This is a genomic window from Pseudomonadales bacterium, from assembly GCA_041395945.1.
Lineage (GTDB): Bacteria > Pseudomonadota > Gammaproteobacteria > Pseudomonadales > Azotimanducaceae > SZUA-309.
On sequence record JAWKZN010000001.1, the window covers coordinates 2,791,392 to 2,813,772 of the forward strand.

Annotated in this window: 24 protein-coding genes; 7 read left to right on the forward strand and 17 right to left on the reverse strand. The window is 60.3% G+C overall.

Translation table 11 applies throughout. From position 1 onward, the window contains the following. Positions 1-864: a DUF1932 domain-containing protein gene (locus R3E82_12745; GenBank protein ID MEZ5551753.1), complete on the reverse strand. Its 864-nt coding sequence runs from the start codon at positions 862-864 to the stop codon at positions 1-3. Between the two features lie 242 nt (positions 865-1,106). Between R3E82_12745 and R3E82_12750 the strand changes: the two genes are divergently transcribed. After that, a complete protein-coding gene (locus R3E82_12750) occupies positions 1,107-1,457 on the forward strand; it encodes a DUF6491 family protein (protein MEZ5551754.1) in 351 nt (116 codons plus the stop codon). 27 nt (positions 1,458-1,484) lie between these two features. Here R3E82_12750 and R3E82_12755 read toward each other — a convergent pair whose 3' ends face one another. The 12 genes from R3E82_12755 to R3E82_12810 all read right to left on the reverse strand — a co-directional run bounded on the left by R3E82_12755 (position 1,485) and on the right by R3E82_12810 (position 13,809). Then, positions 1,485-2,417, reverse strand: coding sequence for an AgmX/PglI C-terminal domain-containing protein (locus R3E82_12755; GenBank protein MEZ5551755.1), 933 nt, complete (start codon positions 2,415-2,417; stop codon positions 1,485-1,487). Positions 2,418-2,422: 5 nt separating this feature from the next. Then, the gene (locus tag R3E82_12760) at positions 2,423-2,989 is read right to left on the reverse strand and encodes a biopolymer transporter ExbD (GenBank protein ID MEZ5551756.1); all 567 of its coding nucleotides are present in this window, start codon (positions 2,987-2,989) and stop codon (positions 2,423-2,425) included. After that, positions 2,986-3,513, reverse strand: coding sequence for a biopolymer transporter ExbD (locus tag R3E82_12765; GenBank protein MEZ5551757.1), 528 nt, complete (start codon positions 3,511-3,513; stop codon positions 2,986-2,988). Before R3E82_12765 ends, R3E82_12760 begins: the two co-directional genes overlap by 4 nt. Positions 3,514-3,573: 60 nt before the next feature. After that, positions 3,574-4,266, reverse strand: coding sequence for a MotA/TolQ/ExbB proton channel family protein (locus R3E82_12770; protein ID MEZ5551758.1), 693 nt, complete (start codon positions 4,264-4,266; stop codon positions 3,574-3,576). Positions 4,267-4,269: 3 nt separating this feature from the next. After that, the gene (locus R3E82_12775) at positions 4,270-4,602 is read right to left on the reverse strand and encodes a hypothetical protein (protein MEZ5551759.1); all 333 of its coding nucleotides are present in this window, start codon (positions 4,600-4,602) and stop codon (positions 4,270-4,272) included. Next, the gene (locus R3E82_12780; GenBank protein MEZ5551760.1) at positions 4,599-5,306 is read right to left on the reverse strand and encodes a tetratricopeptide repeat protein; all 708 of its coding nucleotides are present in this window, start codon (positions 5,304-5,306) and stop codon (positions 4,599-4,601) included. The genes R3E82_12775 and R3E82_12780 overlap by 4 nt, the downstream gene beginning before the upstream one ends. Further along, entirely contained in the window at positions 5,287-8,073 is a 2,787-nt protein-coding gene (locus R3E82_12785; GenBank protein ID MEZ5551761.1) for a tetratricopeptide repeat protein, read from the reverse strand. The genes R3E82_12780 and R3E82_12785 overlap by 20 nt, the downstream gene beginning before the upstream one ends. Then, positions 8,070-9,938, reverse strand: coding sequence for a hypothetical protein (locus tag R3E82_12790; GenBank protein MEZ5551762.1), 1,869 nt, complete (start codon positions 9,936-9,938; stop codon positions 8,070-8,072). The genes R3E82_12785 and R3E82_12790 overlap by 4 nt, the downstream gene beginning before the upstream one ends. A gap of 17 nt (positions 9,939-9,955) precedes the next feature. After that, positions 9,956-10,576: an AraC family transcriptional regulator gene (locus tag R3E82_12795; protein MEZ5551763.1), complete on the reverse strand. Its 621-nt coding sequence runs from the start codon at positions 10,574-10,576 to the stop codon at positions 9,956-9,958. A gap of 64 nt (positions 10,577-10,640) precedes the next feature. Continuing rightward, positions 10,641-11,132: a TlpA disulfide reductase family protein gene (locus R3E82_12800; protein ID MEZ5551764.1), complete on the reverse strand. Its 492-nt coding sequence runs from the start codon at positions 11,130-11,132 to the stop codon at positions 10,641-10,643. Positions 11,133-11,641: 509 nt separating this feature from the next. Continuing rightward, positions 11,642-12,649, reverse strand: a complete 1,008-nt coding sequence (locus R3E82_12805) for an FAD:protein FMN transferase (protein MEZ5551765.1) — start codon at positions 12,647-12,649, stop codon at positions 11,642-11,644. Then, on the reverse strand, positions 12,646-13,809 hold the full coding sequence (locus R3E82_12810; GenBank protein MEZ5551766.1) for a serine hydrolase domain-containing protein: 1,164 nt from the start codon (positions 13,807-13,809) through the stop codon (positions 12,646-12,648). The genes R3E82_12805 and R3E82_12810 overlap by 4 nt, the downstream gene beginning before the upstream one ends. A gap of 100 nt (positions 13,810-13,909) precedes the next feature. Here R3E82_12810 and R3E82_12815 point away from each other — a divergent pair, with 100 nt between their 5' ends. Continuing rightward, positions 13,910-14,914, forward strand: coding sequence for a cysteine synthase A (locus R3E82_12815; protein ID MEZ5551767.1), 1,005 nt, complete (start codon positions 13,910-13,912; stop codon positions 14,912-14,914). Here the strand turns inward: R3E82_12815 and R3E82_12820 are convergent. Both R3E82_12820 and R3E82_12825 read right to left on the reverse strand, forming a co-directional pair. Continuing rightward, entirely contained in the window at positions 14,890-15,714 is an 825-nt protein-coding gene (locus R3E82_12820) for an enoyl-CoA hydratase (protein ID MEZ5551768.1), read from the reverse strand. The two genes, R3E82_12815 and R3E82_12820, sit on opposite strands and share 25 nt — an antisense overlap. A 62-nt stretch (positions 15,715-15,776) precedes the next feature. Then, a complete protein-coding gene (locus R3E82_12825; protein MEZ5551769.1) occupies positions 15,777-16,640 on the reverse strand; it encodes an SMP-30/gluconolactonase/LRE family protein in 864 nt (287 codons plus the stop codon). 143 nt (positions 16,641-16,783) lie between these two features. Here R3E82_12825 and R3E82_12830 point away from each other — a divergent pair, with 143 nt between their 5' ends. Beyond that, positions 16,784-17,854: a malate/lactate/ureidoglycolate dehydrogenase gene (locus R3E82_12830; GenBank protein MEZ5551770.1), complete on the forward strand. Its 1,071-nt coding sequence runs from the start codon at positions 16,784-16,786 to the stop codon at positions 17,852-17,854. On the opposite strand, the gene R3E82_12835 is transcribed toward R3E82_12830, so the two are convergent. After that, a complete protein-coding gene (locus R3E82_12835; protein ID MEZ5551771.1) occupies positions 17,838-18,569 on the reverse strand; it encodes a dienelactone hydrolase family protein in 732 nt (243 codons plus the stop codon). The two genes, R3E82_12830 and R3E82_12835, sit on opposite strands and share 17 nt — an antisense overlap. A 71-nt stretch (positions 18,570-18,640) precedes the next feature. After that, a complete protein-coding gene (locus R3E82_12840) occupies positions 18,641-19,273 on the reverse strand; it encodes a TetR/AcrR family transcriptional regulator (protein ID MEZ5551772.1) in 633 nt (210 codons plus the stop codon). Positions 19,274-19,382: 109 nt separating this feature from the next. Between R3E82_12840 and R3E82_12845 the strand changes: the two genes are divergently transcribed. The 4 genes from R3E82_12845 to R3E82_12860 all read left to right on the forward strand — a co-directional run bounded on the left by R3E82_12845 (position 19,383) and on the right by R3E82_12860 (position 22,311). Continuing rightward, on the forward strand, positions 19,383-20,045 hold the full coding sequence (locus R3E82_12845) for a hypothetical protein (protein MEZ5551773.1): 663 nt from the start codon (positions 19,383-19,385) through the stop codon (positions 20,043-20,045). A gap of 36 nt (positions 20,046-20,081) precedes the next feature. Further along, positions 20,082-20,951, forward strand: coding sequence for a bile acid:sodium symporter (locus R3E82_12850; protein ID MEZ5551774.1), 870 nt, complete (start codon positions 20,082-20,084; stop codon positions 20,949-20,951). A gap of 76 nt (positions 20,952-21,027) precedes the next feature. Then, on the forward strand, positions 21,028-21,702 hold the full coding sequence (locus R3E82_12855; GenBank protein MEZ5551775.1) for a class I SAM-dependent methyltransferase: 675 nt from the start codon (positions 21,028-21,030) through the stop codon (positions 21,700-21,702). Beyond that, positions 21,703-22,311, forward strand: coding sequence for a hypothetical protein (locus R3E82_12860; GenBank protein MEZ5551776.1), 609 nt, complete (start codon positions 21,703-21,705; stop codon positions 22,309-22,311). It abuts the gene before it with no gap. Positions 22,312-22,381: the final 70 nt, after the last annotated feature.

Sequence of the window (22,381 nt, forward strand, 5' to 3'; positions counted from 1 at the left end):
TCAGCCTCGGACGTCGTCAGCGCCGCGGGACAGAGCCTCCAGCACCACCGCCAGGGTCACTGCATCCCTGTCCTTGAGTTCACTCATCAGGCTGTAAATCTGTGCTGCAGCATGGTGGAAACCACCGGGCAGCCGTCTGTCTTCGAAGCTCCTGGCGATCTCCTCCATCTCGGCGACGAAGCGCCAGGCTTTTGGTGCTGTGCCCCGGGCAGTGGCTTCCGAACGTCTGCCCAGATCAGGCTGGGACAGGGCCCACTCGGACAGCAGCGCGGCCGAGACCCCTTCCGCTTCGGCAAGTGCGCGTACGCCCAGCAGCAGGGCACTGGCGCCCTTGGTATAGGCGGCATAACACATCTTCAGGGCCGAGGCCGAACCAGCCGGACCCTCGACCAGGCGCGCATCCAGCGCGCTGCCGGTAAACCAGGCACTGACCTCGGCTGCCGCTGCGCCGGACAGATACAACCGGGTCGTGCCGGGTTGCAGCGCGGGCGGCCCGATGAGGCCGCCGTCGACATAGACGGCGCCGCCGGCAGGGCCCGGTGCTGATTCCACCAGGCTCTGAATTCTTCGACTGGTGGCGGGTGCCACCGCATTGGCATCCAGGTAGATGCCTGTGAAGCCCGCTGCCATCACCTCGCCCGCGACCGAGAGCGCCGCTTCCGGGGGGCACACGGACAGCATCCCTGCCACCGACCCCACCAGGGTGGGCAGATCGGTACAGACCTGAAGGCCGGCCTTTTCGGCCCGCGCGCAGGTCTGTGCACTGCGGCCTGTCGATAACCACAACACTTCGTGACCCGCCGCCTGAGCGGCGGCGCCAACAGTCACACCCATGGCCCCGGGATGCAGCAGACCGAGCCTCATGACCTGCCTCCGTACCTTCTGTTTTGCATTGGCCGTCCTGGATTTCAGCTTGATGCGCCTGGCAACTGTGCCGGGTAGCAGCGGCTATGGCAATGCGGATGGCGACTCGGGAACGTCATGAAGGGTACACAGCAAATTTGTTACTTTCTGTAACAGACAGGTGCGCGACGTTCACATTGCGTTCACAATGCGGGCACTAACCTCACTCCACGCATCCAGAATCAGATACAGGAGAGTTTGACGTGAAGAATTCCTTTCTGGTCGCCCTTCTGCTGCTTGCCGCAACAGGTAGCTGGGCCATCTCTCCCGAGTCACCGGGCGAACCGGTACAGAGCATTCCTCAGGCAGACCGCATCGTCGACTGGACCTTTCTGGATGGTCAGCGGGTACTGGTCAACGACACCCAGAACAGCTATCTGCTCACCCTCAAACACCAGTGCCATGGTCTCTCCTGGGCACAGAATGTCTCGGTGTCGATGTCCAACAACACCATCTGGGCGGGTTTCGATACCATCCGTGCAGACGGCCTGAAGTGTCCCATCGACCGCATCTGGCGTCTGGAGGACCGGGAGTCCTACCCGATCACCAACTGAGCAGAGAACAGAAGATGTTCCCGATGATCAGGTGGGGAGGAAGTGCACCGGATAGTTGATCCTGGTGGTGCCCACATCCCTTTTGCCGAAGTCGAAGAGGCGGATACGACTGATGATCTTGGCGACCATGGCTTCGTCGGTGATTTCCGAATCCACCACGCGGCACTCGACCACCTGGCCGGTCGCATCGATCACCAGTTCCAGCACCACCTGACCCTGCAGCGTCGGGTCGGTACGCAGAGCGCGATTGTAGATCGCAAATATGGCGCCCTTGTTACTGTCGAACACACGACGGATTTCTTCGATACTGCGCTGCCGCGCATCGAGTTCACGCGGCTTCTTCACACCGCCCTCGCCTTTGCTGCCTTCCGGCACCTCAACCTTGGTGGTCTGACGACCGGCCAGCGCGATTCCGCCCGTGTCCCGGGACAACTCTGAAACGTTCACACCAGCACTGCGCGTGCCATGTTTCGAGGTGAGCAGGGACCGGTCGATACTGGCCGCGGTACCCGCACCCTGCTGAATAGCACCGGTATCCTTCAGTTTGTTCATGTCCACCGCATCGCGCATGTCGGCGAAGGCGTCCTTGAACTGCAGCAGACCCGACAGAGCCGCTTTCTCACGGGCATCGGCAACTGTGGGTTCCGGTTTCGCTGTGGTTTCCACCCTGGGCTCAGGAATTTTCTCAGGCTCCGGCTTCACTTCCTGGGGTTTTTCTTCCACTTTCGGCGGGGGCGGCGGGGGCGGAATCACGGGCTCCTTCTTTTCGAGAAGAATCCGCGCGAGTTGCGGCGGCAGCTCTTCGAGCTCCTCACGATTCACCTCCGGTACCGGCAGAAAGGGGATCAGAGCACCGCCGACGCCTATGGCCAGCAGCATCATCAGCAGCCAGCGCCGGAACTTGCGGATGTCTTCCCGGCCCAGATCCCAGGGCAGGGTGAATTCGGGTCGATACACCATGGTGGTCACGAGGCACCTCCGATGGTTACGGGTACGGCTTCAAGTGCCGCCGTTTCCGGCATCGCCGCGCCATCCACAGGAGCGGGTGCGGCACCTTCGATCTTGTTCACTGCCAGCGAAATGCGTGCAAAGTCGGTGGTCTGGCAGGTGAGCATCACCTTCTTGAGCAGCCAGTAAGGCAGTTCCCGATCACCCATGATGGTGACCTCGAACCCGCCTTCCGGCATCACGGTCTTCCGGGACGCCTGATATTCGAGCTCGGTTTTCAGACCAGCAATCACGGTGACAGACGGGTCACTGATCGCGGATACGCTGGCTACGGGTCTGCCCTGGAGCACCAGATCGTCTTCACTGATCGAGATCACCAGCTTGTTTTCCGGACGCTGTTCAGAAGTCGAGTCCGGCAGCTTGATCTTGGAGCTGGTCTGCAGCACTTCCACTTCCGATGAGTTCACCATCAGGAAGAACACCAGGATCGTGAAGATGTCCATGAGGGACACCAGGTTCAGGCTCGCCGCGCGTCCGTGCTTTTTCTGCGACGTGCGCCGCTGCTGATGGCGGATCTTGCTCACGATGCGCTCCCCACCTGCAGCTGTTTTTCCAGCGGAGGTGCGTCACCGAGCGAAATCACCGGGAACAGTTCCGCGTGCACCACCTCGAGGTTCTGCACGGTGGGATAGGAGCGCACCCGGTCCATGATCGTGACCAGGGTCTGGTAGTCGGTTTCCTGAGCCAGCAGCACGGTGATGTCCTGCTTCTCCGGCATCCGCCGCTTGAGCTCCTGCATCACCAGGGTGAGCTGGGCAAAATCGTAGACACCCTCGACCTTGGGAATCGTTCTGATCACACCACCCCGACCATCGGCGACAACCAGGGTCTCACCTTTTACGACCACTTCCAGGTGCACGGCCTCCGGATCGAACGATTCGGCGGAACCCTCACCCGTCGGGAAATTCAGGTCTATTACCGTGGTGTGGGTAAACACCATGGAGAGCAGCAGCACGGGCACCAGCACGATCATCAGGTTCATGAACGGCGTGACATCCAGGTCCGCGGCTTCCTGGTGTTTGTATTTCCGGTGTTTTACGCGATCCATGCGATGGCGCTCCGTTTTCTTTTACTGATGGCGGGTGTAAGGAACCGGTCGACAGCTGCCTCAGGCTTTGCCGGCCCTGGCAGCAGGCGCTGCAGCCGCTGCGGCAGTTGCGACAGCTCCGGCGGTTTCGCCATCCATCAGGTTCAGAAATTTCACCACCGCGATTTCCAGGCTTTCGACGATGGCGCTGGTCTTGCTCTGCAGCACCGAGTGCACCAGCAGCAGCGGGATGGCCACCATCAGGCCGAAGGCGGTCGTGTTCATTGCGATGGATATACTCTGGGAAAGCAGTGTCGCTTTCTCAGCCGGATCCGCGTTGGCCACCGCGGTGAATGCTGCGATCAGACCGATGATGGTGCCCAGCAGTCCGAGCAGTGTCGCAATGTTTGCGAATGTCGCGAGATACGGGGTGCGGCGTTCGATGTTCGGCAGAATTTCGAGCAGCCCTTCTTCCATCGCGTATTCGATGTCCGAGCGGCGGCGGGAACTGGTGCGCCGATTCATGCCGTCGGCAATGATCCGCGCCATGGCCGATTTCGATACCCGGGTCACCTCCGCGATTTCACGCTGCCTTTTGGCTTTCAGCAGCGGCAGTATCTTCTCGTAGTCCCGGCGATTCACGTGGGTCTGGTGAATCAGGTAGAAGTATCGCTCCAGTGCGATGGCCAGTCCGACCCCGAGCACTATGGCGATGGGATACATGAAAGGTCCGCCCTGCTGGAAGAAACTCACCACGGTTGTGTAGAAATCCATTTTTTACTCCTCCGACTTCGTTGCTTCCAACGACTTGTAGTACGACAGTTCCCGCCGGTAAGCGGGGGGATAGAGCCTTCGAAACACGTCCATCTCCGTGAAATCCGACTCAAGCTCTATATCCGGCAACCCACCGGGTTCACGCCAGGGCAAGATATACAGAACTTTCGGCAGTTCTTGGTTGCCGGAGATCACGGTTTCGTCAAGACGGATGACTCCCTGCGGTGCTGCCGGGGCGCTCCCGGACGATGCAGGCTCCGCTGCACGGACACTTTGCGCTCCCAGTGCGGTCACCAGGGCGAGTCCGCAGAAAATCAGATTCTGTTTTTTGCTCATACGCCGAGCCTCCGCTGCAGATCGAGCACCCACCCCTGCACCCGGGGGTCCGGTTCATCGAGCAGAGCCTGGTAGTAGCGGTAGTAGTTGAGCGCATCGTCGAGTCGACCCAGGTAGAGTTCATAAAGGATGCCGAGATTGAGATAGGCATCCTGAAAGTCCGGGACCCTCTTCAGGCAGGCAAGGTAATGGTGCTCGGCCGCGCCGAAATCGCCGTGCTGGCGCGACAGCACACCAAGCTGATTGTGTGCAGCACAGTTCCAGGGATTGGAACTGACCGCCCGTTCAAAGGCCTGCCGGGCTGCCTCAACCTGTTCGGTCCGGGTATAGATCTGCCCCAGATTGATCCAGGGGCCCGCCAGCTCAGGCTGATCCGCAGTGATCTCGAGAAACAGGACTTCCGCTTCCCTGAGCCTGCCCGCCCGCATCGCCGCCACGGCCTGATCGAAGATCTGCTGATTGGCCTTGCGGACCTCAGGCGGTGGTGGCGCATCCGGCGCATCCGCCGCGCTGAAAGGAGTGATCTCGCTGTTGACAGCCATATCCACCTGCTGGTCACTCGGGCGCGCGTGCTCCGATGACACAGTGGACGTCTGGCTGCTTTCCAGCGAGACACAACCGGCCAGTGCCAGCAGCCATCCGAAGCGGATGGCGGTACGCATGCCGGCACCGGAAAACCAATGATCAGTAAATCGTTTCGACATAAGCCACCTCGACTTCCTGCTTGTCGAACCGTGCCGGCATCAGCCGTCGCAGTTCATCAAAACTTTTCTTCACCCAGTCGTCGTAGACACCATCCCAGCTGCGACGCATGTTGATCTCGTGCAGCGTGATGGCCTGTTCCTCGAAGGGAAACGCCTGCTCCTCCAGCAGAATCTCGTACTGTTCCAGCTCCAGCTCCGAGAGTCCGCCGGGTCTGTCCGAGTTCATGATGGCCCTGGAAAGCTCGGAGTAGAGGTCGGCAATCTGGAATGTGGAGGCGGTTGCGAACTCGGCCACCTGGTAGTCCGCAACCGCTTCGAAGGCGGCGACGGTCTTCTTCAATGCCTGCTGTTTGCGCTTGAGGCTCTTCTGCAGCGGATGTGTGATGCGGACGAGGTCAAACTGCGCGCGTTCGTCTTCGGCAAACACCAGCTGCGCTTCCGCGGCCAGATAGGTGGCCCGTTCGGTCGGAGCGCGCCCCATGTCCGTATACAGCTCGATCTTCTTCGCCAGCCAGAAGCGGCGACTGGCGCCGTCGTCGAAGCGCTGATACAGCAGGTCCAGATGATGGATGGCTTCCAGACGCAGATCGGCAGGCTGCGGATAGGTGTTTGCGTAGTCCCGGAAGTGGACGAGGGCCGTGTTGGCATCATCCAGCTGCAGATAGAGTTCGGCTGCCCGGTACAGACTCTGCCGCCGCACCTCCACATCGTCGGCGCTGACCGAGAGGTTCACATATTCGGCTGCGGCTCCGGCTACATCGCCCGTCTGTTCGTACATCGCCGCGAGGCGGGCGTCGATGCCGTTACCGAGTTCGTGGTCCGGATAGCGCTGCCGGAAATCCGTGAGCAATACGGCAGCACCGGTCAGGTCGCCGGTACTTTCAATCACAGCCACCGCATCAAACTGGCCCTGCACGGCGAGCTCAGCCGTCGGATCGATTTCCTGCAGACGCAGGTAATGGGCGACAGCGGCGTCGGTTTCTCCGGCGGCTTCGCTGGCCTCACCCTGTTTATAGACCGTGGCAAGCAGTCGCTGCTGTACGTCCGAACGCTCTGCTGCATCGAGATTCATGGCAAGCAATCGCTGATAGGCATTCTCTGCACCGACGAAATCGCCGAGTTCGAAGCGGCCGTGGCCGGCAATCAGCAGCGCGGATTCCCGCAGCGCGGGCTCCGCCTCCGGCCAGGTATTGAGCAGATTCTGGGCAAGCTCGACGGCCTGGGCGAATTCACCCAGCGCAAACAGGCTGTCCGCGGCCGCACCCTGCACGGCGGCAGCCCGTTCGTCTGCTGAAAACAGCAGCGCAAATTCGATCTGGGCATCGATCTTCAGGCGCTGCCAGAGCTCCTGTTCTTCAACCGGCGCACTCTCGGCGAGCCTGCTCAGACCGAGAATCGCCGCATAGCCCGCTTCGTCCGCGCGCTGATAGTCGATGAACTCGTGAACCACCCGCTGGAAGGCCGCCACTGCGCGACCGTGTTCTTCCGCTTCCGTGTACACCTCACCGAGCAGAAAGTGGTACTCGGCGGTGGCAGGATCGAGGGGGAAGGTCGCGACCATCTGTTCGTACCATTCTGCAGCCAGCAGATAGTCGTCACGCTTTCCGCTGCTCTGCGCCTCCGCGTGAGCCTGCTTGGACAGTTCCCCCAGATATTCATGAAGTTTGTCCAGATAGCCGTCCCGAACGGCAGCATCGTGCACAGCCCAGAACTGGCTGAACACGCCATAGCGGTTCACAAACTCAACCTTCTTCGGATGGATCTCGCTCGGGAAATCTGCCTTGATCAGGGTCTCGATCATGCCGATGTGGGCGCTCGGTGCCCGGGCGTCGAGGCCATTTTCATCAACGAACATCTGCCAGGTGGCCACGCTGTCGAGATAGCGTTCCTTGTCGAGGTAGTCGCTGGCCAGCGCTTCGTAAACCAGATACTGCCAGTGCGGTCGATCCAGATCGTTCATGTGCGCGGCCAGAGATGCTGCACCCTCCAGGTAGCCGAGTGTCAGCGTCACCACCCGCATGCTGTCGCTGAGCAGTTCCTGCTCGGTCGTTGGCAGTGTTCCGGCATCGGGATCGGTCAGCACCGAATCGATCACCTGGAAGAAGCTCGTGAGTCCGGCTTCGAGATCACCGAGCTTGAACTGGGACCAGCCGCGCATGTAGACCGAATTCCGCCAGTAGGCTGTGGTATCACCGAGGCTCACCACGAAACCGTAATCACCCTCGGCCTCCTGGTAACGGTTTTCGGAAAAAGCGATCTCCGCCCGGCGGAACCGGGCTTCGACAATGTAGCGGCTGTCCGGGTAGCCGGCGATCAGGCGATCGAGATAGGACACGGCTGCGGCGGTGTCTCCGGTGACATCACTCGCCCGGGCCAGCTGATAGAGAATTTCGTCCTTACCTTCGCCTTCCGAGTTTTCCAGCAGAGATTCGTACAGGGAGACCGCTCCCGCGTAAGGCGCTTCGGCACCGGCAATGTCCAGGTCTTCGCCGAGGCTCATTTTCAGGTCAGCGAGACGCTTGCCGACCGCATGATTCTCTCTGCGATCCGCGAGGAGGCCGTATACGCGCTCATAGGCGGCGACAACCTCTTCGCGGCTCGGCCGGGCGGCTGCCTGACGCCTGAGGTCCAGCTCGGGCAGGTCGGCGACCACTTCCGACAGACGCGGTGAGCGATCGACAAAGGTATCGTTCCCGCCAGAGAACGGCATCCAGCTGCAACCGCCGAGCAGCACGATCAGGCCGAGCAGAATGATTCGAAGGCTCATTCGACACCTCCGAGGTCCGCAGCCAGCGCGAGCTGGTCGGTAGCCCGGGCGATCCCGATACGGGTGATGAGCAGGTACCGCTCAAGGCGTTCCTGTTCCTTCGCCAGCCCCTGATGAAGCTGATCGGCCAGCGCGATTTCCCGGGCATTGCGCGCGCGATCCACATCCCGACGCAGTTCCCGGGCACGATCGGCGAACATCAGAAAATCGGTTTCCACACCGGCGGCGAATTCCGCTTCCGCGCTCTGCACCCTGTCGATACGTTCATTCACAGCGGCGAGCAGCTGCTCGTTCTCCGTGAGCTGTTTGCGCAGATCCCGCAGACGCACCTCGCGCTGCTCCACCAGCTCCCAGTAGAGAATGCCTTCGAGTCGATCGATGCGCTGCAACCAGCGGGTCGATTCCCGTGCACTCATCCCTTTACGTATGAGCTCCCGCATATTCTCGAGCTGATCGATTCGCCCGCGCTCAGTCGCGTCAGCGAAGCCGCGCATCCACTCGGGCGTGCGCTCGGCTGTTGCGAGTGTCAGAACCTGGTACTGCCGGGATTGCGCCTCGATCTGTGCTGCGAGCACGTCCTTCTGGTGCAGAAGCTCGTTGTCATGAAGCAGTTCTCTCGCCGCGGCAGAACGCCGGCGGCGTTCTGCCGCGAGTGACTCATAGGCGGCCAGATCTGCCGGCAGCTCGTCGAGCCAGTTCTGCATCTCCAGCAGTTCGCGCCATTCAAGCAGTACTTTGTGTGTGTCTTCGGTGGCCAGCCACTCCAGCCAGTCGGTGTGGCCGAGCTCCGACTGCCAGCGATCAACCAGCGCCGACATCTGAGACTCATCCCGCTCCGGGGCCGAGAACACCTGCAGCAGACTCTGTACCCAGACCGGGTCCTGCGCCTGTCGACGCAATCCTCCAATTACCGCCAGTCGATTCTCAAAATCCTGCTCGGCACTTCGATACTGGGCCAGGGCCTGGTCCTGGGACGCGAGCCGTTCGAGGCTGAGCGGAAATCCGATCCGGGCCTGGGCTGTACTGGAAGTCCAGTAATCCTGATTCTGGAGGGTGAGCCAGATTCTCGCGGCCAGCGCATAGTCCTGATTCTCCATCGCCAGCCCGCCGTAAGAGGCCAGGGCGATGTCCCGGTAGCGACCCTGGCCGGGCAACCCGCCGAGCACGGTTTCCGCATCTGCGGCGGCATGCTGTTGCCTGGCTACATAGGCCTGCGCCAGCTTCGCCCTCTGAATCAGGTCGAGGGATTCCGCATCCCGGGGTTCCCCCTCCGCCACCCGCACGAAAGTGCGATTGGCGCTGTCCAGATCGCCGCCCGCTCGGTAAGCAACACCGAGATTGAACAGGCCATAGGCTTTCAGCGGATCATCGGACTCGAGCTTTTCCAGCGCGCTTTCCGCGAGGGCCAGCTGACCGCGCTGCACGGCCAGTTCAGCACGCATGAATTCAACTTCCGGATGAATTTTTTCCCGGCCACGCCAGGACTTACCGAGATCAATCTTGTCCAGTTCCAGCGCGAGTGCATTCCAGTCGCCGCGGCGGTGGTATTCGCGCGCGAGATGAAAGGCCAGTCGCATCCGATCGAGTTCGGTCAGCTCCGAAGCCGCCACAGACTCGAAGGTGTCCCGGGCCATACCGTACATGCCTTCGCTGAAAGCGAAACTGCCGGTAGCGAGATCAAATCGAACCGGATCCGTCCCGCGCCTCCCCTGGGCCTTCGCAACTTCAGCTTCGAGCAGCGCCTGGGCGTAGTCATCCTGGTAGTAGCTGTACAACAGTGTGCCGTAGGTGAGCTCCTCAACCGGCTTGGCACCGGGAGCAGCCAGCACACAGCTTAAGATCAGCTCGCACAGGAACGCTTTCATGCCCGCTGTCCCGCGCTCTAGTCGGAGACCGCGGAACGGAACTCGGGCTGGTAGTCGGCCGTGGAATCGGCGATGGCCAGCTCGATAAAGGTGGGTTCGAAGGATTTCTCGAAGGCCACACTGGTGGCGCGCCGATAATCCCGGCCACCCGGGCCCCGGCCTGTGAAGAAGGCGGTCAGTTCATTCGAACCCTGTTTGGCATTGCCCACATAAAGTTTCTGGATACCACCGCGGTACAGCGCGTCCGTCTGTTTATCGGTATACAGGTGGTGGGCGACTTCCCGGCCGTTCAGTTTCAGCGTCACAGAGTCGAGCTGAAACAGCTCGCCGATGTCCATGGAGAGGAATACGGCCACCTGAGTGCTGGCCGGAAAAAGCAGATCCTCTTCGAGGATCACCAGATCCCGTTTGAGCTTGAGCAGCGCCTGCTTGACCCCTTCGAGATCATCACCGAGCGGCTGATTCGGGACGGCCGGGGAGCCAGCCGGAGCCACGACCGCTTTGACAACCGGTGCGGTCGTCGCTGTCGGGTCCATGGCTGAAGCGTCTGTTGCCGGTGCCTCCGACGCAACTGCGTCTGTCGCGACAGCGACAGACGTCATGAGTGTCAGTAGTGTAGCGATTGCTGTCCTTCGCATCGTTCGTGTCCTGTTCGTTGTGCGCCTGTGTCTGCCTGTTCCGTCGCGAACCTGCCCGTGCGGGTTATTCGCGGATCAGTTGCTTGACCACTTCCACATACTTCGCTTCGTCACCCGGTTTGTAGCCAAGGTGGATGTAGCGGACGACACCGTCACGATCGACGACCACGGTGCTCGGCATGGCCTGCAGGTTGTACAGTTCCGAGACACGCTGGCCATCATCGATAAGGATCGGAAAGGTCACATTGGTCTTCTGTACGATTTCCATCGCGGGCTCGACGACGCCTTCGACATTCACACCCAGCACCGCAAAACCGGTGTCTTCATAACGGCTGTGGAGTCGATCCAGCAGCGGCATTTCCTGGCGACAGGGTCCGCACCAGCTCGCCCAGAAATTGATGAGCACCACCTGCCCGCGGTATTCGTTGAGGCGCAGGTTGCTGCCTTCCAGGCTTTTCAGTGTGAAATCCGGAGCGTCCTGCTGCAGCGTGACCGCACCGACATTGGCGGCAGCCAGTGCGATGACTGTCAGTGCGACCGTCTTAGTCCATCTCATGCATCGTTTCATCTGTCTACCTCCAAACATCATAAAGACAGTGGGCCGTCGAAAGATCTGGCGAATACTGCTTCCCGGGTGCAGCACATGCCCTGTGGCGTCTGCTGCACCGGGGCTTTCACCCAGTCGCCTTTCCCTGTCGCATCGAGCGTGAATCGTCACGCTGGATCCTTCGAACTGCCGGCCTCACCGACGTTTCGGGCTGCTGCATCAGGTGCCTTCCCTGTGTACCGATTTCGCGATTGGACCATCCATAGCCGCGCCCGTTACGACAGGCAGTCGAGAAGAAACCGGAATCCGCCGACTGCACGATTCGAAAACACGCTGTCTTCAAACCGACAGCGGATTCCGGTGTAACTGACCGGCAGCTATCCATGTCTGCGTGTTCGGCTGCTCTTTCCAGGCAGCCTGTCGTTTACGCACGTTAGTTGAGGGCAGGTTTTGAAAGTGTGCCGGGATTCACAGTTCGCGAGGACCTGGTCCCGCCAGTGAGGGAATTGAGAACCGAATCAACGGGGCGCGCCGTCTCCGGAAGACCGGGCCTGCGACGGGTCCACCAGTTCGGAGAGATCGGCCGAATAGTGCAGCCGGCCCTGTGCGTCGATGATTATGGCATCTATGCCCGGCAGGCGGTCGATCAGGGCGAGACCTCTTTCGGCACCGAGCACAAACACACTGGTGGAGAGGGCATCGGTGAGCGTGGCATCCGGTCCGAGCACAGTCACGCTCATGCTGTGTCTGGCCGAATCGCCGGTAGCGGGATCGAGAATGTGGTGATAGCGCACACCCGCCTCGTCGAAGAAACGCTCATAGTCGCCGGATGTGGAAACCGCCGTGTCCTCCAGCGGCAGCAGTACGACCATCCGGTTTGCGTCACGGGGGTCCCGCACGCCGACGGTCCAGGGGTGGCCACCACGATCGCCGATTATACGGCTGTCTCCACCCGCGGACACCGATGCCTGCTCGATGCCGGCCGCACGCAGGATGTCGATGCTGCGATCCACCGCGTAACCTTTGGCGATACCACCAAGATCCACATAGACATGGGGGTGCGCGTAGCGAACCCGTCCCTTTTCGACGTCGATTTCAACATACCGGTAGTCGATAGCAGCCAGGCCTTCTTCTATCTGAGCGCTGTCCGGGCGCACGCCCTCCCGGTAGTCGTAATACCTGCCGATCGATGCATAGGTGATATCAAATGCTCCTTCGGTGAGCTCGGATACCCGGGCGCTGCGAGTCAGCAGGTCGATCATCTCCGCTGCAACAGACACCCAGCCGACAGGCGCCAGCCGATTCAGCTCGGACAGCGCGCTGGTCTCGATGTACGGACTGTAGGTCGTGTCGATTCGACGCATCTCGTCCATTACAGAGTCGAGGACCTGTTCCGCGGTTTCCGCGCTATCCGACCAGACCTCCGCATGGATAGCGGTGCCCATGATCGACTCACGCCGTTCGAACCAGTCCGCCCGGCTCATGGTGGACAGGCACAGCAGCAGGCACAGCAGCCATCGACTCATACCTGTTCGCCTGCGCAGACTGCTGCAAGACTGCTGATGGCAACACCCCGGCGAGCCTGGCGTATTTCATTGCGGTCATGGCCGCTGGTGAGATACGCCAGCGAAATGCCGCTGGCGGGATCCACCCAGGCGAGCTGGCCGCCAGCGCCGTTGTGACCAAAGGCTTCCGGGGAGTTCGTTTTACCGAAGCCCCGATAGCTGCGGCTCTCATCCCCGGCGATCACTATGCCCAGCCCGCGGTTCACGAGCTTATGAAACAGCGGGTCTCTGAGTTCACCCGTGCGCACTCTGCGGGCGCTGGTAAGGGTTTCCCGGGACCAGACTGCGGCGCTGTCGTCGAGCCCTCCGTGGAGCAGCGCCTGATAGAACAGGGCCAGTTGGGCGGCGCTGGTGATCCCACCACCACCGGGCACACCTACCGCACGGATCGCCGGATCATTGAAGCTGAGGATGGCGTCTTCAGTGACTTCTGTTACCGGTGGAGCTGGCACACCGAGCCGCTGGTAATCGGCCGGTGTCAGCGGCTCGCCCACCATGGCACAGGGAACGACCCGGTGGTTCTCCCGCTCCGGCAGACCGACGAACAGGTCGAGAAGATCCAGCGGCTGGCATATGCGCTCACGGATGAACTGCTGGAAGGCGATGCCACTGCGCTGCTCGATGATCTCGGCAAGCGCCCACATGGTGGAAGTGGGGTGATACTCGAAACGTGATCCGGGTGGCCAGCTCAGCCGCCACTGGGAGAAGCGCTCCCAGCGCCGGGTCGGATTGATCCAGTCGAGAGATTTGAATGGTGCAGCCGGAAATCCCGCCGTGTGCAGCAGCAGCTGTTCCACGGTGATCGATTCCTTACCATTGCTGCCGAAGGCCGGGATCACATCCGCAACCTTTTCGTCCACAGACAGGCGCCCGTCCTGCATGAGCAGCCAGATTGCCGCCGATGTGATGGCCTTGGTTGCGGAAAACAGACAGAAGAGGCTGGTGCTGTCCGCAGTACCGAAACTCTCAAACATCGCCAGCCGACCATTGCGCGCCACTGCAATCTGTACTGCAGGCAGCAGACCCTCTTCAACTTCCCGCCGGGCTCTGACCCGCAGGGCCTCCACCCGCGCCGGATCCAGCCCGACCGCTTCGATACCTGCGATCTCGACACTGCTCATAACCACCTCCGCTGTCTGTATTCCGGATGATTACCGATCATGGCTACCACCCGCAATCTTCGAACCCGTAGAATCGACCCTCCACAGACGGATAAGTGCCATGAACATACCCAGCCGCTTCGAAGACGCCATCGGCAACACTCCGTTGGTCCGCCTGTCAAGGCTGTCCGAACAGACAGGTTGCGAGATCCTCGGCAAAGCGGAGTTTCTGAATCCGGGCGGTTCGGTGAAGGATCGTGCCGCCCTGTGGATCATCCGGGAACACGAGAAATCCGGCGCACTCCAGCCCGGCGGAATCGTGGTGGAAGGTACCGCCGGTAACACCGGCATCGGCCTCACCCATATCTGCAACGCACGCGGCTACCGCTGCATCATCTACATGCCGGACACCCAATCGCCAGAGAAAGTCGAACTGCTGCGCACCCTGGGCGCCGATGTGCGGGAAGTCCCCGCAGTCCCCTACAGGGATCCGATGAACTACCAGAAGCAGGCCGGACGCTTTGCGGAAAGTCTGCCAGGTGCTGTCTGGGCAAACCAGTTCGACAATACCGCCAACCGGCAGGCTCACTATGACTCCACCGGCCCGGAGATCTGGGCCCAGACCGAAGGTCATGTGGATGCCTTCGTCGCTGCGACAGGCACCGGTGGCACCCTGGCCGGTGTCAGCCGCTACCTCAAGGAAGTCCACCGCGACACCCGCATCGTGCTGGCAGATCCCATGGGCAGCGCGCTGTACAGCTGGGTAAAGAGTGGCGATCCGCAGATGAGCAAGGGGCCTTCAATCACCGAAGGCATCGGCAACAGCCGGGTCACCGTGAATCTCGAAGACACCCAGGTGGACGATGCTGTTCAGGTTACCGATCAGGACATGGTGGATATGGTGTATGAGGAGATGCGGACCCAGGGCTGGTTCTTCGGTTCGAGCACGGGCATCAACCTGTGCGGGGCGGTGGAAACCGCCCGCCGGATGGGGCCCGGTCACACCATCGTGACCGTGCTCTGTGACACGGGACACAAGTACCAGTCACGACTCTTTAACCCGGCCTTCCTCGAAGAGAAAGGCCTGCGGATACCCGCGGTTCAGCGCCCTTTGAATTCCGGCTGACGCTTTTCCACAAACGCCTTCGCCGCATTGCGGTGGTCTTCGGTCAGCCCGGTGTGTACATGGTGGGTAGCCTCCAGGTCGAGGCATTCGATCACATCCGCACCCATGGCGGCCCGGTTGAAGTTTTCCTTCATGTATCGATAGGCGGCGGAAGGGCCGGTGGCGAGTCGCCGCGCCAGCGCCATGGTGGCCGTTTCAAGCTCCGCCGCCGGCACCACCTGATTAGCGATGCCCAGGCGCAGGCACTCTTCGGCACTGATCCGATCCGAGAGGAAGTAGAGTTCTTTGGCTTTACCGCTGCCCACCAGATGGGAGAGAAAGAAACTGCCGCCGTAATCACCCGAGAACCCCACCCTGGCAAAGGCCGAGGTGATGAAGGCGGTATCCGCCATTACCCGCAGATCGGCTGACAGCGCCAGGGACAACCCGGCACCTGCTGCCGGCCCTGGAATACTTGCGATCACCGGCTTCGGCATCAGATACATGCGGCCAGCCGTATTGCGCTGATTGAGACGCTGGGCGTGAATTCGCTCATCGAGGCTGGGACCACCACCCGCACCGCCGGCTGCCATGCTTTTCACATCGCCACCGGCACAGAAGGCGCCGCCCGCACCGGTGATCACCACGCAGCGCACAGACGCCGTCTGTTCAGCGTAGTCGAGCATCTGCGCCAGTGCGGCGTTCATCTCACCCGACATCGCGTTACGCGCCTGTGGTCGATTCAGTGTGATGACCGCCACCCCGTCTTCCTCGTGAGCCAGCAGATCCTGAGTACCGGTATCCAGTTGTGTTTTAGCCATGTCGCCCCCCTTTCAATCAAAGAAATTCAGTCCCAGTTCCCGATGGCCCGGGTGACAGGCATTCAGCCTCCCGGCAGTGCGGTTCCGGCAACAGCAACGGCCACCCCAGGGACTGCGCAACGGTGCAGGTAGATGGCACCACTGTTGGGTTCGGGATTGCCTTCCGAGCCGGAAACAATATACAAATCGCGTCGGTCCTCACCGCCGAAACAGACACTGGTGCACATCGGGTCGGGTATGGCGATGTGTTCGCGCAGGCGGCCGTCGGATTCGAACACTGCTACTCCGGAACCACCCCCAGCCAGGGCTACCCAGACCGCACCGTCTTCGGAAACCACCAGTCCGTCGGGCACACCTTTCTGCAATGTCACGAAAGGCCGCTTTTCCCCCAGTCCACCGGACGCTTCGACGCTGTAACAGAACACCGTGCCGCGACGGGAATCCGAGTGATAGAGGATTCTGCCGTCTGGTGAGAAGCCCAGGCCGTTGGTCAGGCGGACATCCTCGCCAACAACCCGGCTGCTGCCATCCAGATCGATGAGATAGAGATCACCGGCAGCCGGTGACCGGCCATCGTCGAATACCGGACTGGAGCCGAGTGAGCCGACGTAGATGCGTCCGGCGGCATCCGTAGTGAGATCGTTGTAGCCTACGTTGCCGGCCGCTTCATCCCGATCGAGCAGGGTGACCGTGGCGCCCCCATCAAAAGGTTTGAAGGCGACGTTGCGACCGCTGACCACCAGACCGCCCGCCGCATGAAGTGCCATGCCGCCGATGCCACGGCGGTGTTCGAACAGCGTGCTGACCCGACCGTCACTCTCGATGCAGTAGACGCCGCCCCCGAGCACATCGCTGAAGATGAGACCCCGTTGTGGATCCCACACCGGGCCTTCAATGAGCCCGTATCCGCGTGTCAATTCCTGCACCTGCCCCCCTGATACTGCTGCCCCCGTCGGGGTTCAGACCTTGTCACAGGCTTCGGAAAGAGGCAACACTACCCCTGCGCAGCAGTGGTGGGTCGGGCGCGATGCTGCGGTTTCAACACGAACAGGCCGGGGGAGCAGTTTCCATGCTGATCGAATCAAAAACACTCGAGCGTTTCGTGAGTGCAATATTCACCACAGCCGGAGCGGAGAGTGCAGCCGCGGATCAGGTGGCCGCGCACCTGGTCGAGGCCAATCTCAAAGGTCACGATTCACACGGAGTCGGCATGGTCCCGGCCTACATCGGCAATCTGCGTGCCGGGCACCTGCAACCGGCCGCCCGGGCGACGCTGACCCGGGACCAGGGCGCTGTGATGCTGTTCGATGGTGGTTTCGGATTTGGCCAGGTGGTTGGCGCCGAGGCCACGACCCAGGCCATCGCCCGGGCACGGGAAACGGGCATCGTCTGCGCCGGTGTGCGCAATTGTCACCACTTAGGACGCATCGGCAGCTACGGCGAGCAGTGCGGTGAGGCCGGCATGATCTCCGTGCACTTCGTCAACGTGGTGGGTCACGCACCGCTGGTGACCGCATTCGGTGGCCGCGAACGGCGCATGACGACCAACCCTTTCTGTTGTGTGATTCCACGCGCCGATGACAAACCCATCGTACTGGACATGGCAACAAGCGCAGTCGCCATGGGCAAAGTGCGCGTGGCCCACATGAAGGGAGAGCGGGTGCCCGATGGCGCCCTGGTCGATCACGAAGGCCTCGCAACTACGGATCCTGCGGTGATGTACCAGGAACCTTTCGGTGCCCTCGGACCCTTTGGTGCACACAAAGGCTACGGCCTCGCAGTCATGTGTGAACTGCTCGGCGGCGCCCTCGCTGGCGAGTGGACGGCTCAGCCGGGCAACCCCCGGGACAATACGATCGTCAATCACATGCTCATGTTCGTGCTCGACCCTGCCGCCTTCGGTGGTCTGGAAAATTTTCGCTCCGAAGTGAAGGCCATGGTCGACTACCTGCACAGTTCCCAGCCCGCCAGAGGCAATGATCGCGTGCGTATCCCCGGCGAACCGGAACAGGAAGCTCTGGCTGCGCGCATCGCCGAAGGGGTGCCCATCGACGACAACTCCTGGTCATCCCTGTTGCAGGCCGCCCAGGCCGCCGGACTCAGCGACAGCAAAATCCAGGCCCTTATCCCAGCGGCTTGAGGTTTCGTCCGAACAGCGCAAAGAGTCGCTCCCAGTGCCGCTCTGCGGCCGCCTTGTGATACACAGCCGGGCGCTGGGGGAAGACGAATCCATGGCTGGTGTCCGGGTACCACTCCACCCGGTGGCGTACACCCACCTGTGCGAGGTGCGTTTCCAGCGCGGCAATCATTTCCGGCGGCGCCCACTCATCGGTCTGGGCACAGCCGAAATAGAGCTCCCCTTTCACCTTCGCGGCATCGAGATGCGGCGAATCCTCCGCCTCGGTACAGAGTCTGACACCGTGCAGGGATGCGGCGGCGGCGACTCGATCGGGGAAGGCGGCAGCCGCGGCAAACGCAAAGGGACCGCTCATGCAGTAGCCCACCACACCGACCGGTCCACCCCGGGCTGCGGCGTCCTCGTCAAGGTGATCGAGCAGAGCCTGGGTGTCCGCACAGACCAGCGCATTCGACAACGAATTCATGTGTTCGAACATCTGCGCGCGGGCGTCCGCCGTCATGACAAACTCCCGGACACGCCGGTAATAGAGATTCGGCAGCATCACGTAGTAGCCTGCGGTGCCGAGCCGTCTTGCCATATCGTGCAGTTCTTCCCGCTTGCCGGGCGCATCCATAAAAAAGAGGATGGGAGGAAACGGTCCTCCTTCTTCGGGATGCGTGATGAATGTGTTCATCGCGCCGTCGGTGGTGTGGATGTCAATCTCTTCTTCGATCATTTTTCTACCTTTCGCGGACGACCTGTTACCGATTTCCTTCCGCGGATCACCGCATCAACGGGGCCCCCGCTTCAGCGACTGGAGAATCCCTTTTCGAGCAGCTCTATAGCCTGCATACCACGATCTACCAGACTGGCGTCATCTGTCCAGTAGTCGGTCAGCCATAGACGAACCGTGACCAGCATTGCACCCACGTATATCTCCGCAATCTGTTCAGCGGTCACATCCGAACGCACTTGACCCGCCAACTGCGCGGTTCGGAACAACAACGCGAGGTTGCCGAAAAAAGCCTTCGTGCCAGCAAGACGCGTCTGGTCTGAATCGGTTCCCACGAAATCACCGTGGGGAAAGAACACGGCCGATCGGGTGAACACGAGTTTCATGAACTCCCGGTCCTGCTCGATTGCTTCAAACTGATTCCGCTGGAATCGCTTGAGACCGTCGATCAGAGAGGTGGGCGGATGCTCCTGCACACCCTCCCGGGCCCTGGCTCCCTGCTGTGTCAGCCACTCGATGCCCAGCTCGGCCAGCGCTGCATCTTTTGTCGAAAAATAGTTGAAGAAGGTCTTCCGGCTCACCTGCGCAGATTCAACAATCTGCTCAATCGTCGTCTCATCGTAGCCCTGTGTGCGAAACAGACGTTCGCAGCACCGCAGAATCTTCTGATGCGTCTGTTCCTTCTTCCGGGCTCTCAAACTGGGCATGACAATTTTTGTACACTGAGTATACTTTTACACATTGTGTAGATTAACATACATCTTCCATCAGTCACCACGCGGGCTATCAGGCAAATTCTGTAAAGGAGAATGACGGGTGAGCAGAGATCAGAGTGAAGGCATGGAGTGGGCGGACGGTAGCCAGAGATTGCTGCTGATTCTCGGTGGCGCATTTCTGGGCTACGCATTGCTGGGAAATTATGTCGCACTACCAGGGTACCTGCGGTTTCTGGAGCGAGGCGGCACATCGTCGGCGGGTAATGAGTTCGATTTCGCGGTGCTGATCGGCGCAACTAAAACAATCCTGTGGATGTACTCATTCCAGCTCGGGGTGCTCTGTCTCGCACTCCACCATGCACGCAAAAATCATCTCCTGACACGCGCTCTGGCACTCGGTTGCTTTATCTGGCTTGGTCTCTGGTCATGGCCCTCTCTACCCGCCCCTGGCCCGATCTTTTACATCGTCTTTGGCAGTATTCTGCTGATCAGCATCGGTGTCGTTTTCGCCGCTAAGGTCGCCGCCTACAACGATCGAGTCACTCGAACACTGTTTCTGGCGGCACTGATATTTTTCGCTTTCGCGACCTGGGAAGTCTGTGGTCTGGGCTCAACGGGCAGAATGCTGCACCCGGACGAAGCCGCAGCACCCATCCCGCACAACCTGCTGGTGACACAAAGCTCCAAACTCATGGTGGAGTTTGTCCTTGCCTGGGGGCTACTGAGTGCCGGACTGATTCGCGGGAAGCTACAAGGTGGCTGAGAACCGCTCGGTACTTCCTTTCACGTCGCTGCTTCAGTGAGTTCCAATTTTTCTCTCGTGCCCACATTGACTCTGGCGTTGATGATGCTGGCTCTGGGCATGGAACTGAAGTTCGAGCACTTTCTTCGGCTGTTTAGTGCGCCACGCGCGATCTGTATGGGTATCGCAGGTCAGCTTGTCCTAATGCCATCGGTGGCAGTATTGATTGCGACGACCATTCCACTGGGTACATCCGTCGCGATTGGTCTCATTCTGCTTGCGGCCTGCCCCGGCGGCGCCACGTCCAATATGTTCTCGCGCTACGCACAGGGTGATGTCGCACTATCCGTCTCCCTGACCGCCGCTTCGGGCGTTGCTGCGCCGCTCACCGTGCCACTGATTGTGGGCGTTGGTCTTTCGCTGTTCGCCGCCAGCGAAAACGTTCTGAGGGTGTCAGTGCCGGAGATGGTCATCACGCTCGTGGCCACTACGGCTCTACCCATGTGCACGGGTATGGTGCTGTATTGGCTGTTTCCGGGGAGGTCTGCTTGGGTTCGAGGGAAGTTGCTGGCCTTCTCCTCAGCCATTCTCGTTCTTCTGATCGTCTTTCTGTTCGTGAACTTATCGCAAGTACAACCGGATCTGACGGGGATTTTCGCCCGATCCTCACTGGCCGTCCTGCTGCTCCTGGGGGGGAGCCTACTGGTCACGGTGTTCATATCGCGGCAACTTCGAATTTCGCGCCGCGAAGAGCGCACGCTTGTTCTGGAGATCGGCATACAGAATGTCAATCTGGCACTGGTCATGGCGCTTAATTTTTTTGAAGAGCCAACGTTTCTTGGACCCGTCCTTGTCTACATGCCATTCATGCTGCTGATGGGCGTTGCGGTTGTCTTCTGGGGGCGATCCGATGCCAAGGCAGCCTGATTTCGGCAACTGGATCCGTCTTCGGCGAATCGCTGGATTAGCGATCTGTGGCGCAGTTCTACTCGCAGCCAGCGCAATGTTGCCGACCTGGTGGCATCTCCTTCCGGCTTCTCTCGGAGTGGCTGCTATCGGTACGGTTTTACTGTTGACCTATCTGTACTACCAGTTCGATGACCATGGTGGAGGTATTCAGAGACAACTCTGGCGAATGACAATCGATCATCTTCAGGGCGATCGCCGTGGTAGCGCACTAGATATCGGAACTGGCAACGGCGCCCTCGCGATCATACTGGCGATGGAAAACGAGCAACTGAAGGTGACGGGTGTCGATCTGTGGAATTCCGATTGGGAGTATTCAAAGCTAGATTGTATTGGCAATGCCCGAGCTGGCTGCGTTTGCGAGCGGGTTGTTTTCGAGCATGGATCTGCGGATGCCTTGGAGTTTACCGATGGTCAATTCGACAATGTCGTGAGCCACTTTGTATTTCACGAAGTTTCAGTCGCCAGAGACAAGCGTATGGTTATCAAGGAGGCGCTGCGTGTCCTGAAACCAGGAGGGTACTTTTCTTTTCACGATATGTTTTTGGATGAACGCCTCTATGGAAACGTCGGGGAGCTGGAGCACCTGTTGAGATCATGGGGCATCACCCGGGTGTCCTTAGTTGATACCCGAGCGCTTCTGCAAGCAGCACCCTTACTGCTGGGCAAGCACATTCTTGGAAACTGCTCATTATTGTGCGGGCAGAAGTAGATGAGACGCACGATCCTGCTCCTATTTCTCCTGACTTGTCCCATCGCCCATGCAGAGCCACTTCTGGAAGAGTACTACCGTAGCGTGGAGTCAACGGGTAAAACCGATAAAGAAACGATCGCCGGCTTTCTGGATCGCGCGACTATCCAAGGCACCTTTTCTGACGATTCAGCGGACTCCCTGCTGACTTCAGGCGTGATCAGAGCGGCGTATGCCAAGACACTCGGAATTGGAGGACTGGCTGAACTCAAGCGCGCGCGCGATGAATTGGAGAGGTCGATTTCGCGAGAACCTTCCTGGCGGGGAGGTTACGCAAAAGCCTTTCTCGCACGCCTCTACGCGACCGTTCCACCCTGGCCGATCTCCTTTGGAAACGACAAGCGCGCTGCGAAACTGCTGAGTGAAGTACTCACACTGGTTCCGGATTCACTGGCTGGCAATCTGTATGAAGGGATCCGCAGGGCCAGCAATCGTGAGGAGTCGATTGCGACCACTCACCTGAAGCTGGCCTTCCAGGGCACGCTGGATTGTGAGTGCCCAATCTGGCAGTCCACTCTGCGCGATCAGGCAATCGAGGCAATGAATGAATTGGCGCAAGGGGCAAAATGACTGATTCAGCTGATCCTGACCTGCAGCCAGTCCAACTGTGGTCAACTGGGCCATCTCCGGGTTCACTGCC